This is a genomic window from Streptomyces sp. NPDC045998 (assembly GCF_056430285.1).
Map to the genome: position 1 here is coordinate 171,245 of NZ_JBWKLJ010000002.1, position 15,782 is coordinate 187,026.

The 15,782-nt window shown below is 73.7% G+C and carries 16 protein-coding genes and 1 pseudogene; 10 read left to right on the forward strand and 7 right to left on the reverse strand.

What is annotated here, in order from left to right:
* The first annotated feature begins 29 nt into the window (after positions 1–29).
* From pcaH to AC07FJ_RS05720, 5 genes and pseudogenes are all read left to right on the forward strand, one after another.
* Positions 30–803, forward strand: a complete 774-nt coding sequence (gene pcaH, locus AC07FJ_RS05700) for a protocatechuate 3,4-dioxygenase subunit beta (protein WP_479045618.1) — start codon at positions 30–32, stop codon at positions 801–803.
* Complete coding sequence (pcaG, locus tag AC07FJ_RS05705; protein WP_479045620.1) at positions 800–1,384, forward strand: protocatechuate 3,4-dioxygenase subunit alpha; 585 nt, start codon at positions 800–802, stop codon at positions 1,382–1,384. The genes pcaH and pcaG overlap by 4 nt, the downstream gene beginning before the upstream one ends.
* Positions 1,381–2,679 carry a 3-carboxy-cis,cis-muconate cycloisomerase gene (gene pcaB, locus AC07FJ_RS05710; protein WP_479045623.1) on the forward strand — a complete coding sequence of 433 codons (1,299 nt, stop codon included), beginning with the start codon at positions 1,381–1,383 and terminating at the stop codon, positions 2,677–2,679. The genes pcaG and pcaB overlap by 4 nt, the downstream gene beginning before the upstream one ends.
* Positions 2,680–2,684: 5 nt before the next feature.
* Positions 2,685–3,473, forward strand: a pseudogene (locus AC07FJ_RS05715) (alpha/beta fold hydrolase); the annotation flags it as partial.
* Between the two features lie 108 nt (positions 3,474–3,581).
* Entirely contained in the window at positions 3,582–4,043 is a 462-nt protein-coding gene (locus tag AC07FJ_RS05720) for an SRPBCC family protein (RefSeq protein ID WP_479045625.1), read from the forward strand.
* 158 nt (positions 4,044–4,201) lie between these two features.
* Here AC07FJ_RS05720 and AC07FJ_RS05725 read toward each other — a convergent pair whose 3' ends face one another.
* The gene (locus tag AC07FJ_RS05725) at positions 4,202–4,786 is read right to left on the reverse strand and encodes a hypothetical protein (RefSeq protein ID WP_479045627.1); all 585 of its coding nucleotides are present in this window, start codon (positions 4,784–4,786) and stop codon (positions 4,202–4,204) included.
* Positions 4,787–4,898: 112 nt separating this feature from the next.
* Positions 4,899–5,372 carry an RICIN domain-containing protein gene (locus tag AC07FJ_RS05730; RefSeq protein WP_479045629.1) on the reverse strand — a complete coding sequence of 158 codons (474 nt, stop codon included), beginning with the start codon at positions 5,370–5,372 and terminating at the stop codon, positions 4,899–4,901.
* A gap of 562 nt (positions 5,373–5,934) precedes the next feature.
* On the opposite strand from AC07FJ_RS05730, the gene AC07FJ_RS05735 reads away from it, so the two are divergent.
* Positions 5,935–6,258, forward strand: coding sequence for a hypothetical protein (locus tag AC07FJ_RS05735; protein ID WP_479045631.1), 324 nt, complete (start codon positions 5,935–5,937; stop codon positions 6,256–6,258).
* A 4-nt stretch (positions 6,259–6,262) separates the two neighbouring features.
* On the opposite strand, the gene AC07FJ_RS05740 is transcribed toward AC07FJ_RS05735, so the two are convergent.
* Positions 6,263–6,895, reverse strand: coding sequence for a DUF3291 domain-containing protein (locus AC07FJ_RS05740; protein ID WP_479045633.1), 633 nt, complete (start codon positions 6,893–6,895; stop codon positions 6,263–6,265).
* Between the two features lie 375 nt (positions 6,896–7,270).
* Entirely contained in the window at positions 7,271–8,479 is a 1,209-nt protein-coding gene (locus AC07FJ_RS05745; RefSeq protein WP_479045635.1) for an ABC transporter substrate-binding protein, read from the reverse strand.
* Between the two features lie 186 nt (positions 8,480–8,665).
* Between AC07FJ_RS05745 and AC07FJ_RS05750 the strand changes: the two genes are divergently transcribed.
* Entirely contained in the window at positions 8,666–8,950 is a 285-nt protein-coding gene (locus tag AC07FJ_RS05750; RefSeq protein ID WP_479045637.1) for a hypothetical protein, read from the forward strand.
* Positions 8,951–8,996: 46 nt separating this feature from the next.
* Here AC07FJ_RS05750 and AC07FJ_RS05755 read toward each other — a convergent pair whose 3' ends face one another.
* A complete protein-coding gene (locus AC07FJ_RS05755) occupies positions 8,997–9,887 on the reverse strand; it encodes a LysR family transcriptional regulator (RefSeq protein ID WP_479045639.1) in 891 nt (296 codons plus the stop codon).
* 78 nt (positions 9,888–9,965) lie between these two features.
* Here AC07FJ_RS05755 and AC07FJ_RS05760 point away from each other — a divergent pair, with 78 nt between their 5' ends.
* A complete protein-coding gene (locus AC07FJ_RS05760; protein ID WP_479045641.1) occupies positions 9,966–10,958 on the forward strand; it encodes an EamA family transporter in 993 nt (330 codons plus the stop codon).
* Positions 10,955–11,590: an NAD(P)-dependent oxidoreductase gene (locus AC07FJ_RS05765; protein WP_479045643.1), complete on the forward strand. Its 636-nt coding sequence runs from the start codon at positions 10,955–10,957 to the stop codon at positions 11,588–11,590. Before AC07FJ_RS05760 ends, AC07FJ_RS05765 begins: the two co-directional genes overlap by 4 nt.
* Positions 11,591–11,602: 12 nt before the next feature.
* Here the strand turns inward: AC07FJ_RS05765 and AC07FJ_RS05770 are convergent, their stop codons facing one another.
* Both AC07FJ_RS05770 and mmuM read right to left on the reverse strand, forming a co-directional pair.
* Positions 11,603–13,528 carry a DUF2264 domain-containing protein gene (locus tag AC07FJ_RS05770; protein WP_479045645.1) on the reverse strand — a complete coding sequence of 642 codons (1,926 nt, stop codon included), beginning with the start codon at positions 13,526–13,528 and terminating at the stop codon, positions 11,603–11,605.
* A 93-nt stretch (positions 13,529–13,621) separates the two neighbouring features.
* Positions 13,622–14,548, reverse strand: a complete 927-nt coding sequence (gene mmuM, locus AC07FJ_RS05775; RefSeq protein WP_479045648.1) for a homocysteine S-methyltransferase — start codon at positions 14,546–14,548, stop codon at positions 13,622–13,624.
* 117 nt (positions 14,549–14,665) lie between these two features.
* Here mmuM and AC07FJ_RS05780 point away from each other — a divergent pair, with 117 nt between their 5' ends.
* Positions 14,666–15,781, forward strand: a complete 1,116-nt coding sequence (locus tag AC07FJ_RS05780) for a rhamnogalacturonan acetylesterase (protein ID WP_479045650.1) — start codon at positions 14,666–14,668, stop codon at positions 15,779–15,781.
* Position 15,782: the final 1 nt, after the last annotated feature.

Here is a 15,782-nt window from a genome sequence, read left to right on the forward strand (position 1 = left end):
GCCCGCCGATCCCGCAGGAGTTCACCGCCATGGCACTCACCCAGCAGGACATCGACGTCGAGATCGTCCGGCAGCGCACCGCGTACGAGAAGTCCGTCGCCGACGGCGCCCCGCGCGCCGACCACCCGCCGCGCGACTACCCGCCCTACCGCTCCAGCGTGCTGCGCCACCCGCGCCGGCCGCTCGTCACCATCGCCGCCCAGCGCGACCCGGAAGCCGTCGAGCTGGCCGCGCCCGCCTTCGGCGAGACCGACGTGACCGAGCTCGACAACGACCTCACCCGCCAGCACCCCGGCGAACCGATCGGCGAGCGCATCACCGTCACCGGACGCGTACGCGACCGCGACGGGCGTCCCGTACGGGGGCAGCTCGTCGAGCTCTGGCAGGCCAACGCCGCCGGCCGCTACGCCCACCGGCGCGACCAGCACCCGGCGCCCCTCGACCCCAACTTCACCGGCGTCGGACGGACCCTCACCGACGACGACGGCCACTACCGCTTCACCACCATCAAGCCCGGCGCCTACCCCTGGCGCAACCACACCAACGCGTGGCGGCCCGCCCACCTCCACTTCTCGCTCTTCGGCTCCGCGTTCACGCAACGGCTCGTCACCCAGATGTACTTCCCGAACGACCCGCTCTTCCCGTACGACCCGATCCTCCAGTCCGTCACGGACGAACGCGCGCGGCAGCGCCTGGTCGCCACCTACGACCACACCCTGTCCACCCCCGAATGGGCCCTGGGCTACCGCTGGGACATCGTCCTGGACGGCCCCGCCGCCACCTGGATGGAGGACGGCCGATGAGCGCCCTCGACCCCACCCCTTCGCACACGGTCGGCCCCTTCTACGGGTACGCCCTCCCGTTCCCCGGCGGCGGCGAGATAGCCCCCTTCGGGCACCCGGACACCATCACCGTCCACGGGTACGTCCTCGACGGCGAGGGCGGGCCCGTCCCGGACGCGCTCATCGAGGTCTGGGGGCCCGGTCCGGACGGCGAACTGCCGCGCAAGGGCGGCTCGATGCGCCGCGACCCCGTCACCGGGGGCTTCCTGGGCCGCAACGGCGTCGACTTCACCGGCTTCGGCCGCGTACCGACCGACGCCGACGGCCACTGGACGGTACGGACCCTGCGCCCCGGCCGGCGGGGCGCAGGCGCCCCCTACCTGAGCCTGTGCGTCTTCGCCCGCGGGCTCACCCACCACCTCTTCACCCGCGCCTACCTCCCCGAGCCCGCCGGGGCCGGGGCCACCGACGACCCCCTGCTCGCCTCGCTGCCGCCCGCGCGCGCCGCGACACTGGTCGCGCGCCCCGAACCGCACCGGACGTACCGGTTCGACATCCGGTTGCAGGGCGAGGACGAGACCGTCTTCCTGGAGTTCACATGACGGCGTACACGGCGTATACGGCGACCGCGTACGACCCCGAGGAGACGGGCCTGCTCGCCCCCGGGAGCGCCGGCACACCGGCCGAGGCCGCCACCTCCGACGCGGCCTTCCTGCGGGCGATGCTCGACGCGGAGGCCACCCTCGCCCGCGTCCAGGCGCCCCCGGAGGCCGCCGAGGCCATCGCGGCCGCCTGCGCGCGCCCCTTCGACGCCCCGGACGTACGGGACCTGGCCCTGCGCGCGCGTACCGGCGGCAACCCCGTCATCCCGCTCGTCGCGGACCTGACCGCCGCCGTACCGGAACACGCGCGGGCGTACGTCCACCGGGGCGCCACCAGCCAGGACATCCTCGACACCGCGGCCATGCTCGTCGCCTCCCGCACCCTCGCGCCGCTGCTGGCGGACCTGGAGCGCACCGCCGCGTCCCTGGGCGCCCAGGCGGCCGCGCACCGCGACACGCCGATGCCCGGCCGCACCCTCACCCAGCACGCCGTCCCCACCACCTTCGGCCTGAAGGCGGCGGGCTGGCGCGCCCTCGTCCTGGACGCCCGCGACCGGCTGCACGCCGTACGCGACCGGCTGCCCGTCCAACTCGGCGGCGCCGCCGGGACCCTGGCGGCCTTCGAGGCCTACGGCTGCGACCCGCTCGCCCTCGTCGGCGCGTACGCCCGCGAACTCGGCCTCGCCGAACCGGCCCTGCCCTGGCACACCCTGCGTACGCCGGTGGCCGACCTCGCCGGCGCCCTCGCCTTCACCGCCGGGGCGCTCGGGAAGATCGCCGCGGACGTCCTCGTCCTCTCCCGGACGGAGACGGGCGAAGTGACCGAGGGCAGCGGCGGCGGCTCCTCCGCCATGCCCCACAAGACCAACCCCGTACGCTCCACCCTGCTCGCGGCGGCCGCCCGGCGCGCGCCCGCCCTCGCCGCCGTCCTGTACGCCTCCGTCGCCGCCGAGGACGAGCGGCCCCCCGGCGCCTGGCACGCCGAGTGGGAGCCGCTGCGCGACCTGCTGCGCCTCGTCGGCGGCGGCGCGCACCACGCCGTGCGGCTGGCCGAAGGGCTGCGCGTCCACCCCGAGCGGATGCGGGCCGACCTGGACCTCACCCACGGTCTGATCGTCTCCGAGCGGCTGCGGACCCGCTTCCCGAAGGACGTGCTCACGCGTGCGGCGGAGGAGGTCCGCACGACCGGCAAACCGCTCGCCGACGTACTCGGCGTGTCATCCGAGCTGACGGACCCCACCCACTACACGGGCGCGGCCGGGCCCCTCACCGACCGCGCCCTGGAACGCCGATGAAGCCGATGGCGACGAAGCCGAAGAACCAACCCGCCCTTCTCCACCACGTCACGGAGGGCGACGACACCGCCCCCGCCCTGCTCCTCGGGCCGTCCCTGGGCACCTCCACCGCCCTGTGGGACCGCGTCGCACCGGGGCTCACCACCTTCCGCCGCGTGCGTTGGGACCTGCCCGGACACGGGCACAGCCCCGCCGGACTCCTCCGGCCGGGCACCACCACCGCCACCGTCACCGTCGCCGACCTCGCCGCGCACGTCCTGCGCCTCGCCGACGCCCTCGGCCTGGAGCGGTTCCACTACGCGGGCGTCTCCCTCGGCGGCGCCGTCGGCCTCCAGCTCGCCGCGCACCACCCCGACCGGCTGCACCGGCTCGCCGTCGTCTGCTCCTCCGCCCACTTCGGCGAGCCCGGCCCCTGGCGGGACCGCGCCGCGCTCGTACGCCGCGAGGGCACGGCACCGGTCGCGGTGACGGCGGCCTCCCGCTGGTTCACACCCGGCTTCAGCGGTGACCCCCTGGCCCGGCACCTGGTCGACGACCTGCGCCGGGCGGATCCGGTTGCGTACGCCGCCTGCTGCGACGCCCTGGCCGCCTACGACCTGCGCGACGCCCTGCCCTCCATCGCCACCCCCACCCTGGTGCTCGCCGGCCTCGAGGACCCGGCCACCCCGCCCACCCACGCCCATGAGCTCGCCACGGCCCTCCCCGACGCCGCCCTCACCGAGATCCCCGGGGCCTCGCACCTAGCCCCCGCCGAGCGCCCCGAGGAGGTCCTCGCCGCCCTGAAATTCCACTTCACGGCGTGAGGACGCATAGCCGAGCGCAAGCGGGTTACCCGGATGACGTGCCGAGCGCGGCGGGAACCCGCCGCGCGTCGCCGACAGCACGGAAGCGAGGAGTCACTGATGAGCACGGTGAAGGAAGCCGTAGAGGTCGAGGTGCCCCTGCACACCGCCTACAACCAGTGGACCATGTTCGAGTCGTTCCCCCACTTCATGGAGGGGGTCGAGGAGGTCAGGCAGGTCGACGACCGCCACAACCACTGGGTCACCAAGATCGGCGGGGTGAAGCGGGAGTTCGACACCGAGATCATCGACCAGCTCCCCGACGAGCGGATCGCGTGGCGGACGATCAGCGGCGACACCCACCAGAAGGGCATGGTCAGCTTCCAGCCCCTCGACGACACCCACACGCGCGTCGAACTGGTCATGGACGTCGAGCCGAGCGGTATGGCGGACAAGGCCGCCGACATGACCGGCATGATCGACCGCCGGGTCAAGGGCGACATGCGCCGGTTCAAGGAGTACATCGAGAAGCAGGGTGGGGAAGACGGCGGCTGGCGCGGCCGCATCCGCCCGGGCGACTGACGGGCCGGTCCCCCACGGAGCGGGGCCGCCGGCCCCGACGAGCGCGTGCATGACCCTCCTGACCCCCGGACCCACGTGGCCCGGGGGTCAGGCCGTGCCGTACGCCCGCCCCAGCGCCTGTGCCGAAGGGCCGGGCCAGCGGCGAGAAGTCCCGCCTCTCAGCCGAAGAGGTCCAGGAGGTCCGTACGGGAGCCGTTGTCGGCGGAGCGGATCACCCTCGGGCGCGGCTCAGGGTAGTCCGCTGCTGCGGCCCTGGCCCGGACGATCTCCGGCCCGCCGCACGCCGCGACCGCGAAGGCGCCGAAAACCTTGGCGAACGCGGCCGGGTCGCGAAACTCCACGCCGTACGCCTGGCCGTCCAGCAGCGGCACCCACACCACGCGGTCACGGCGGGTCCACTCCAGTACCGGCTGGTGGTCGGCGGTCGACCGCCCCTCCAGCCACAGGCGCGCCACGTGCAGCAGGTTCACCTTCTCCATCGGCAGCCGCCTGCGCCGTATGCGCAGTTCACGTGTCGTCAGCGTGACCTTCTGGTCCCTCTTCGGATACCAGAACACGCCGATCCCGAACGGCACCCACAGCACGAACCAGATGAACGGCCAGGCCACGGCGTCGCTCCACGATCGGACCAGCCCACCGTCCACCAGGTACAGGGCCCCGAAGACCAGGACCCACTTCGCCGTCATCCGCCAGAACCCGCTGCCCTGCCGGTACAGAACCCGCCCCTTGCTCTCCATCGTCATGCCCGCACGCTATCCGCAGCTCCGCGGGGACCAGACCGGTCAGGAACCTACCAAGTCGCGTAACAGAAGAGCTGCTCGCCAGGCGGCATCTCGAAGCGGTCGAGAGATCCGTTCAGCCGATGGTGAAGCGCTGGTTCTGGGCCCCTCGGTCGCAGCGGGCAGTGCGGTAGTAGCCGTCGTCCTGCTGGTAGAGGCAGCGGCCCGTGCCGACGCTTTGGAGCATGACGGCGCTGCGGGCGGCGGGCTGGACGGTGCGCCACTTCTGGTATGAGCCGCCGTTACAGCCCAGGGGGTAGACGTCGCCCCGGTCATTGCTGTCGAGGCAGCGGCCCCAGAAGTTGTTCTTAAGAGTGGTGTTGGTGTTGAGGCGGCCGTTCCACTGCCACAGGAGGCTGCCGCGTCCGGTGGTGCAGCGGTCGCCCTTGAGGTCGGTTTCGGAGCTCTCGCGCAGGCAATCACCGTAGCGGTAGTTCGCGAAGCGGCTGGTGGCGGTGGCAGCCGAGGCGGGTGTGGGGGTGAGGAGGGGGAGGGCGAGGCCGACTGCGGCGATGAGGGCGGCGGAGGCTTTCCGGGTCGGGAGGCGCACTGGAGGTCTCCTTGCAGTGGTTTTCAGAGGTACCTCGACAGGATCCCCGAACACCACCGCCTACGCCTGAAAAATGGGGAAACCCCCGGATGGAGCCGCTCATACCGGCCGATCCGGTCAGGGGACGGCGCTGGGCCGATCACCGCGGCTCGCTCACCGGTTTGCCCGGCCTGGTCCACGGAAGTGGTCGCTCTGGGCAGTCATCAACTTCCCCCTGAGGGAAGTGACGGACCTGCCCCCCCAACCCATCGCACGCACGGGCGATTAGGGGCCAAAGAAGTGGAAACATATTTCCGCTTTTAAGCATGTCTTACGGCAATACTTGCTGCAGGGAACATGTCATGCAAGCGTCGTGACGCTGGCCGAAAACGGCTCCAGTGGCCAGCTACCTGTTCGCGTGGGCATGGCTGATCCCGCAGCATCTGAGCCAGCGCACACGCCTCCCCCAGGGCGAGCAACACCCGCCGCCGCGGGTGGCACGACTCCTCACGCGTCACCGGCCGTCCAGCCCCGGACGGTCGTACCTGCCTGCCGGCCCTCGGGCCCTCCAAGGGAAAACCGCATGCGCCCCGATCACCTGCCGTCCGCCCGTCGGCGCACCAACCGCTTCTCGCCCAGCACCCGCCGGGCCGAGCGCACAGTGTGCTGGAGCCTGGCCGCCGCCATGCTGCTCACCGCCACCGAAGCCCTCGCCACACCCGCACCCGCCTGGTGGCCATGGGTGTGGCACAACGCCTGGACCGCCCACGTCATCACATTGCTGTGCTGGATCGTGCTGCGCACCCTGGAAAAGGCGGAGTTGTCGAACGCCGACGGCGAACCCGCCCCGTGTGATGCGCCCTGCGGCGACGAAAGCCCTGACGCACACTTCGATCAGGCCGCTTGAACGCTCACCCGATACTCCCGGCCGTGTGCGGCCGAATGCGGCGCCCGACGGAACCCCCTACCTGTGGCCGGCCTTGCGGAACGGCCTGTCCCATCGCCCTCGTTCCCAGGTCTTCGAGCCCGGCCGGTTTTCCGTCTGGGTCAAACGAGCGGTGGAAGGTGAAGGCGTACGGCGCGGAGCCGTATTCGTGAAGGTGCTCCAGCCTGGAAACGCCGTCCTGCCAGGTAGGTATCGCGCCGTCGGCGACCCACCAGAACGCGTAACCCGGGTGCCCTGTCCGCTCGAACCAGTCGTAACGCCTGTTGAGCGCCGCGCGGTGCAAGCCGGTGTAGATGGCGTCGAAGGCGGCGCCCAGATCGCTCCAGAGGGAGAGGGTCGCGGCCAGGGCGGTGGTTTCCGCACTGCGGCCTTTGCCGTACCAGGCCGGAACGACGAACTCTCCCCATTCGCCCCAGTCGGCGTCGAAGAGTACGCCCTGGACGTGGTGCGCCGGTTCAGCGTGCGCGATGAATCCGGGGTGCCGGCCGATCTCCTGGTAGACGGCCTCACCGCTCTCGTAGAACTCGCGCGTGAGAGGTCCGGGATCGGTGAGCGGTGATTTCAGGACGCTGAACGTGTACAGAGCGAGATGGGGCATGTGTCTCTCCCTGGCCGAGAGGGCTTGGTGGGGAAGTTCCTGACGGTCCCGCCATACGGGCGTGAACTCGATTCGCGGGCCTGCCCGGTCGCGTGGGGAGTTACAGGCATGATCCACTCAGCCCGATGGAACTCCTATGCGACGGTGGGCGCCGCCGAATGACAGGTGACGATAACCACCGCCGCAGACTCTGTCGAAGTTGCGTTTTCCCTCGTCAAGTGGCTTCTCGTAGAGGCCCTGGTGGCGGTTGAGACGGGAGAGCGCTGCTCGCTGTTCGGCAGTCCACATCGACCGAGAAGCCGACCGGTTGCAATCCGTTCTCCCCGTAGGAGCGGATGGCGCGAGCGTTGCCGGCGCGGACGCCGCCGGTGGGCGTCAGCCCGCCTCACCCCCACCCGCGCTCACCAGCGCACCGCCCGGCCGGAGGCCCGGAACACCCCGCGGGTCCACCACCACCAGTTCGTACGGGTACGTGCGGCCGCGTTGCCACTGGCCGCCCGAGAGGCGGATCGTGGCGACGTTCGGGACCGGGCCCGACGTCCAGTCCAGGGGGCCCGCCATCGTGTGCAGGCGCGTCGTGGCGAGGGCCGCCGTCACGGAGGCCGGGTCCGTCGGGTCGGTGGCGGTCGTCAGGGCGTGGGCGGCCACCTCGAAGAGGGCGTACGCGAGGCCCAGCGGCTGGAGCCATCGATTGCCGGTGGTGCGCTCGTACGCCTCGGCCAGCTCCGCGGCGGTCATGCCGTCCAGGGACGAGCGGTACGGGTGGGCCGGGGTCCAGTAGACGAGTGTCCCCACGTTCGCCTGCGGGGGCTCGCCGGTGGCCGTCGCGGCGGGCGGATACGCCAGCCACCGCGAACAGGTGATCAGCCGGGGCCGCAGCCCGGACGCCGCGGCCTCCCGCCGGAACAGGGCGAGGTCCGCCCCCGTCGCCGCACTCGTGACGACGTCCACCTCCGCCTCCCGGAACGCCTCCAGGGTCCCGCCGGTCCCGTCGAAGCCCCCGGACGGCTCCCGGTACCCCGGCGGGTCCACCAGCCGGTAGCCGCGCGCCCGGGCCGCCGGAAGGAAACCGTGCTCGGCGTGGCGCGACCACGCGCCCTGTGGGCCGTCGTTCCACAGGCACCCCACCGCGCGGCCCGGTCCCGCACCCGCCGCCTCCCACAGGTCCGCGAAGGTCTCCGCGATGTCGTCGAGACCCCAGCAGAAGTGGTACGTCCAGCGGAACGGACGTCGATCCGTCGCGCCGCGCCCGTAGAAGTACACCTGCCAGGGAAAGGTGCTGGACAGGCACGGAACACCGGCCTCCTCGCAGCTGTCGGCGACCGCCGGGAGCACCTCCGTGCCCGCCAGCGTCACCACCATCCGCGCCCCTTCGTCCCGCACCAGCTCCCGCACGGCCCGCCGCGCGCCTTCGGCGGTGGAGCGGCTGTCGCGACTCACCAGGCGCACCCGCCCGCGCAGTCTCGGCGCCAGGAGCTCCATCGCGTACGCCAGCGGATCCCCGAGTTGCGCCAGCCGACCGGTGCGTGCGACGACCACGCCCACGGTCGGGATCCGTCCCTCTTGCCCGTTCTTCTGTTCCATGCCCGGACAACGCCACCGCGCCGCGGGCGTAACGATCCGTCTCCGCGCACCGCCGGGGATGCGGCCGCGCTGTGCCCTGGTCGGGGACGAGATGCCGGGTTGGGCAGTGTCGTCGGAGACCGGGGCTCGTTGCACTTATCCGTAGGAACCTTTCTCTTCTTCCGATCCATACAGGAGTGAGCAGATATGAGCATGCGTCCCGGTATCCGACTGATCACCGTGTGCGCCGGCGTGGCGGGCGCGAGCATGGCGGCGATCGTTCCGGCCGCCGCCGTCGCGACCGCCGTCGCGGAGCAGCCGCCGGCCTCGGTGGGTACGCCCATCTCCTCCAACCTCAACAGCACGGGCCTGCTCGCCTCGGACCCGCAGGGGCAGGGCAAGCCCGGTCAGGCCTCGCCGCTGCCGGTCGGCGGCGGCCCCGTCGGCGGCCTCCTCGGTGGCGTGCCCGCCGGTCTGCCGCTCGGGGGCTGACGGGCGGGACGGCGCTCCGGCGCCACCGCACCGCCACACCACCGCATCACTGCGTCCCTGTGTCACGTCCCTGCTCTTCCAGCGTGCGCAGGAACGCCGTGGTCGCCGGAGTCGGGTTGAACTCGCTCCAGACCAGGTACTCAACCCGGCGCGGCCCCCCGGTGATCGGTACGGTCGCCAGCCCGGGCAGGCCCGCCGCGACCGCGGACGGCAGCAGGGCGATGGCGAGCCCCTCCCGGACCAGCCGCACCATCAGATCCGGCGCCAGCACTTCGAACGCGACCTCACGCGTCAACCGCGCCTCCCCGAACGCCCGGTCGCTCTGGGCCCGGCCGGGCGTTCCGGCGGGGAAGTCGACGAACGTCTCCTCGGCGAGCCGCGCCAGGCCCACCCGGGCCCTCCCCGCCAGGGGGTGCCCTTCGGGTACGACGGCGACCAGCCGGTCGCGCGCCAGCAGCCGTGCGCGGACGCCCCGGGGCCGGTCGCCCTCCGGCAGGCCCAGGGCCGCGACATCGAGCTCTCCCGCCACCACCTGGGCCGTCAGCTCGTCGCTGGCGGCCACGCGGAGGCTGATGCGCACCTCGGGGTGGCGCTCACGGAACACCCGCAGCACCGCCGGGACGTCGATCGCGGCGACGGTGGGGATCACGCCCACCGCCAGGCGCCCCCGCACGACGCCCGCCGCCGCGGCGGCCTCGGCGGCGGCGCGGTCGGCCGCCTCCAGCGACTGCCGCGCCGCCGGCAGGAACGCCTCACCGGCGGCCGTCAGCTCCACCCGCCGGCTCGTACGGGCGAACAGCTTCACCCCGAGCTCCCGTTCCAGCGCGGCGACGCGGTGGCTCAGGGCGGACTGGACGACGAAGCACCGCTCGGCGGCGCGCGTGAAGTTCCGCGTCTCGGCCACGGCGATGACGTAACGCATCTGCTGCAGATCCACCGATTCATCGTGCAGCACGATCGGTGGGATGAAAACCATGCGTTGGATTCATGGTTCCCGCGCGCCGACACTCGATGCATGACCACGGGGACGGCGCTACGGCGCACCACGACGCAGCAGATCGACCCATCGACCGGCCGGCGGGCACGGCGCTCCCGCTGGACGCTCCTCCTCCTCATCGTCACGACCGCGCTCGCGCCGATGGCGTGGGGCACCACCTACTGGGTCACGACCGAACTCCTCCCGCCCGGCCACCCGTTGTTCGCGGCGCTGACACGCTCGCTGCCGCTGGGGCTGCTCGCCGTCGCGGTCACCCGCACACTGCCGCGCGGTGACTGGTGGTGGAAGGCCGCCGTGCTGGGGGTGCTCAACATCGGCGCCCCCTTCCCGCTGCTCTTCGTCGCCGCGGAGCGGCTGCCCGGCGGCGTGGCCGCCACCCTCGGCGCGGCCCAGCCACTGATCGTGGCCGGGCTCGCGATCGTCGTGCTCAGCGAATCGCCGTCGTCCTGGCGGTTGTCGTGGGGGGTGGCCGGAGTCGTCGGCGTAGGGCTCGTGGTGCTGCGCCCCGGCGCCGGGTTCGACGCGCTCGGCGTCGTCGCCGGGGTGGGAGCCGCCGGGTCGATGGCCGCGGGGGTCACGCTCACCAAGCGCTGGGGACGCCCCACCGGGGTCGGCCCGCTGCCCTTCGCCGGCTGGCTGCTCACCGGCGGGGGACTGTTCCTGCTACCGCTGGTCCTGCTGTTCGAGGGCGTACCGCCGTACGTCGACGCGCACGCGGTGACGGGGTACCTCTGGCTCGCGACCGCCGGCGGGCTGATCGCCTATGTGCTGTGGTTCCGCGGCATCGGCCGCCTGCCGGTCACCGCCACGTCCCTCCTCGTCCTGCTCTCCCCGCTCGTCGCCGCGGTGGTCGGGGCCGTGCTCCTCGGCGAGGTCTTCACGCCGACGCAGCTCGGCGGCTTCGCCCTCGCGCTCGCGGCGCTCGTCGCCGGGCAGTTCACCCCCTCACGCGTACACCTCCCCCTACCGCGGGCCGACGTGCCGCGCACCCGGAAAGGCCACCACTCATGAGGATCACCGTCATCGGCGCCACCGGCATGGTCGGCTCGCGCGTCACCGCCGAAGCCGTACGCCGCCGTCACCACGTGACCGCCGTGTCCCGGCGGCCTCCCGAGCCGCGGCAGGCGGCGGGCGTGACGGCGCTGGCCGCGGACTTCACGACCGCCGGTCTCCCGGACGCCGCCCTCGCCGGAGCCGACGCCCTCGTGCTGAGCGTCCCTCCGGTCCTGGACGACGCCGCCGCCGTGACCGGCTCCACGCACCGCCTCCTCGACGCCGCGGCGACCGCGGGCGTCCGGGTGCTGGTGGTCGGCGGCGCCGGACCGCTCCGCACCCCCGGCGACCCCGCCCGGCTCGCCGTCGACGACGAGACGTTCGTCCCCGCGCGGTGGCAGTCCATCGCCCGCGCCAGCCTCGCGCAGCTGCGCGCCTGCGAGAGCCACACCTACCGGGGATGGACGTATCTCAGCCCGCCCGCGCTCCTCGAACCGGGTGAGCGCACCGGCACCTACCGGTGGGGCCGGGACACGCTGCTGACCGACGCCGCCGGGGTGTCGCGCATCAGCGCCGAGGACCTCGCGGTGGCCGTCGTCGACGAGCTGGAGCGGCCCGCCGGCGCGGCGCACCTGACGGTCGCCTACTGACCGGATGGGCGGTTACGGCCGGTGATGCGCCGCCGTCACCGTCACGGTCACCGACGGCGTGAACGCGACCCGCGTGAGCGATCCGTCGCCGGTCCAGCGCACCTCCACCGAGTCGCCGCCGTCCGTGCCTTCCAGGACCGCCGCCTCCGCGAGCGGGGCGGGGTCGGGGGAGGCGGTCAGGGAGGCGAGGGCCACCAGCAGCGCCGTACCGCCGTCGCACGGACCGGTGCCGACGCGGGGGAGGGTGGCCCAGCGGGTGTACGCCGTCCCCTGCGGCGCGCGCAGCTCGGCGGCGTCCGCGCCCGTCCAGCCGTGCAGGCCGTGCAGCTGCGAGACGAGCGGCTCGTCCGGGCCCGTGGCCCATCCGGACAGGTGGACGCGCGCGCCGCGCGGCAGGCCCGTCACCCGGTGCACCCGCAGCTCGTACCGGCCGCGCGCCACCGTCACGTGCTCCACCCTCAGGCCCGGCACCATCGGCGCGCCGGAGGGGAAGGAGGGCCGGTGCCAGGAGGCGGCCCAGCCCCAGCCGTCGCCGTGGCCCACGCCCAGGGGGCGGACCCGGCACCGTACGGACGGGACGCCGTCGACCTCGACGGACAGGTGGTTGTCGGGTGCGTTGCCGGCCGACGTCGGCCCCGTACGGGTCGAGTAGGCGAGCCGCCCGTACAGCACGTCGTGCCGGTCCGCCGACTCGCCCTCGAAGGGCCGCAGAGGGTCGCTGCCGTGGTTGTGCAGCCGCGCGATCCCGTCGGCGGCCGTCGTCTGCACCAGCAGCCCCGGCGCGGGCAGCGCCCGCACCCGGTCGGCGCCGTCCTCGGCGGGCGCGGCCTCCTCCCGTACGGTCCACAGCGGGGCGTCCGCCGGGACGAGCAGCGCCACGAACGCCTTGGACGCCCAGTACGGCGACGCCGGGCCCGAGTACGCCTGGAGCGTCGGCTCGTGCGGGCCGTGCCACCCCGGTGTCAGCAGCCCGTCGCCGTCCACGGCACCCCGGTCCAGGAAGTACCGCAGGCAGCCGCTCAGCAGCCGCCGCGAGACCCCGGGCGCCAGCGGCGTGTGCCCGGTCAGCGCGCCGAGGCCCACCGCCGCGCCCGCCGCGAAGCGGTACGTCAGCGACCGCCCGAAGTGGACCGGCGCCCCGTCCCCGCCGAACAGCAGCGAGAACCCCTCCAGGTGTGTGCGCAGCCGGGGACCGTAGACGTCCGACATCCCCTTGTCGCCCGCCAGATGGGCGTGGAGCACCGGATACAGGTGCAGGGCCCAGCCGTTGTAGTGGTCGAAGGCCCGGCCGTCGCCGTCCGCGTACCAGCCGTCGCCCTGGTACCAGGACTCCAGCAGCCCCAGGCCCCGCTCGACCGCCCGCGCGGTCTCCGCGTCGCCGCGCCCGACCGACTCCAGGAACCCGGCCACGGTGAGCGGGAAGAGGTACCAGTTGTTCGGCGCGGGCGTGTGCCGCAGGGCCCCGCGCAGCCACACCTCCGCCCGGTCGCGTACGGCGTCGTCGAGGCGGTCCCACAGCCACGGCCGGGTCAGCCGCAGCCCGAGCGCCACGGAGGCGGCCTCCACCATCGGCTGCCCCTGGACGTGGTGGTCGAGGACGAGGGGCCACGACTCGGCGTCGTCCCGGCCGGGCGTGCGCGTACCCGCCGCCAGCCCGTCCGCGTACCGGCCGAGCAGGCCGTACGGGTCCCCGCCGCCGGCGCCCGCGACCCGGAAGGCGGCCGCGAGGAAGGTCCGGGCGTACCCCTCCAGGCCGTCCGAACGGACCCCGGACACGGACGGGCGCCCCGGCAGGTCCAGCAGCGCGCCCCCGGGCGTCGCCCAGCGCCAGGCCGCCCGGACCAGGCCGTCGGCCACCGCCTCCCAGTGGGCGCGGGTGAAGCCGGTGTACGGGCTGGACTCGCGGTCGTAGGGCGGCAGTTGTGGCAGCCACGGCATCGTGTCACTCCCGTCGTCGGAACACGGGAATCGTGATCGCTCGGCGGTAAGCCGGTCAATGGATCGCCGGCAATCGATCGGACGATCAGGTGATCAGCGGAGTCGGGTGGCGATCTCCGCGATCGTCTCCGGCCCCACCCGGCAGCACCCGCCGATCAGCCGCGCCCCGGCCCGCCGCCAGCCCTTCACACGGCCGGCGGAGAAGGTCGGACGCCCGTCCCACGCGTGCGCCCGGGCGTCCCAGCGCTCGCCGCTGTTCGGGTACACGACGACCGGCTTGCCGGTCACGCGGGCGGCGAGCGCGACCGCCCGGTCGGCGTCCTCCGGGGCGCAGCAGTTGACGCCGACGGCCACGATCTCCTCCGCGTCCGCCGCGAGGGCGAACGCCTCTTCCAGCGGCTGCCCGGCGCGCGTCCGGTCCCCGGCGACGGTGTACGACAGCCAGGCCGGTACGCCGAGGCCGCGCACCGCGCGGAGCAACGCCCGCCCCTCGTCCGTGTCCGGCACGGTCTCCAGCGCCAGGACGTCAGGCCGGGCGGCGGCCAGCACCTCCAGGCGCGGCCGGTGGAAACGCTCCAGCGCGTCGACGTCCAGCCCGTACCGCCCCCGGTACTCCGAGCCGTCGGCCCGCATCGCCCCGTACGGCCCGGCGGACGCGGCCACCCACAGCGCCCGGCCGGGGCTCCGGGCCTCCGCACGGCGCGCGGCCTCGCGCCCCAGCTCCACGCTGAGCGCCAGCAGTTCGGCCGCCCGGTCGTGGTCGACGCCGCGCCGGGCGAAGCCCTCGAAGGTCGCCTGGTAGCTGGAGGTGATCACGACGTCCGCGCCCGCCGCGTAGTACGCCCGGTGCGCCTCGACGATCGCCTCGGGCCGCTCGGCGAGCAGCCGCGCCGACCACAGGTCGTCGGAGAGGTCGTACCCGGCGGCCTCCAGCTGGTTGGAGAGGCCGCCGTCCAGGACGAGGGCGGGGCCGTCGGTGAGGGCGTCGGTGAACGGGGGAGGGGTGACGGCGCTGCTCATGACGCCGAAGCTAGCGGAACCCGCGCCGTGCGCCGTGCTGCCGGGGGAGGGCGCCTGAGGTTTCTTGGTGCCATGAACGCCGTGAACGCCATGAGTGCCTTGAGCACCTTGAGCACCTTGAGCACCCTGAACCGTAAGAGACGTACCGCCCTGCTGGTCGCGGTCGCTGCCGTGACCCTGCCTCTGCTCCCCGTCTGGGCCGTCCCGCCCGCGCACGCGTCGACGGCGTACGGGCAGGTGGTGGACGCCTGCACCGGGACCGGCACCGGGACCGGTTCCGGCACCGGGACCGGGGCCCGTGTCGCGCCCGTCGTCTGCCACTTCGACGTCCCGCCCGGCACGTACGACGTCACCGTCACGCTCGGCGGCGAGCGCGCCGGCGCCACCTCCGTCACCGCCGAGACGCGGCGCGCGATGCTCCCCGAGACCGCCACCGCGGCCGGCGAGCGGATCCGCCGCTCCTTCACCGTCGACGTACGCACCCCCGAGGGCGAGCCCACCGGGCCCGCCGGGACGCCGGGGCTGCACCTGGTCTTCGGAGGCCCGGCGCCCGTGCTGTCCGCGGTCCGCGTCACCCCGGCGCCGTACGCCACCCGCAGGATCGTGCTCATCGGCGACTCGACGGTGTGCGACCAGCCGGGTGAGCCGTACGCGGGCTGGGGGCAGCGGCTGCCCGAGCTCCTCAGGCGCGGGCTCTCGGTCGCCAACCACGCCGACTCCGGCGAGAGCACCGTCACCTTCCTCGCCCACCCCGCCCTCTTCCCGGCCGCGCGACAGCGCGTCCGTCCGGGCGATCCGGTGCTCATCCAACTGGCCCACAACGACAAGCGGACCGACGCGCCGACCTACCGCGCGAACCTCACCGCGCTCGTCGACGGCGTACGCGCGCGGGGCGGCCGGCCGGTGCTCGTCACGCCCATCGTGCGCCGCTGGTTCAACGCCGACGGCACCCTCGACAACGACGCGGCCCTGCACGTCAACGCCCTCGGCGTCGACCACCCGGCGGAGATCCGCGCCCTGGCGGCCCGGCTCGGCACCCCGCTGATCGACCTGACCGCGCTCACCAAGGCGCGCGTGGAGGCGCTCGGTACGGAGGCGTCGAAGGCCCTGTACCTGACGGACGAGAAGCGCGACAACACCCACACCTCGGTGCGTGGCGCCACCGAGTACGCCGGGCTCGTCGCCGACGAGCTGGTGGCCCAGGGCCTGATCGGCGCGCGGCAGCGCAGGTGAG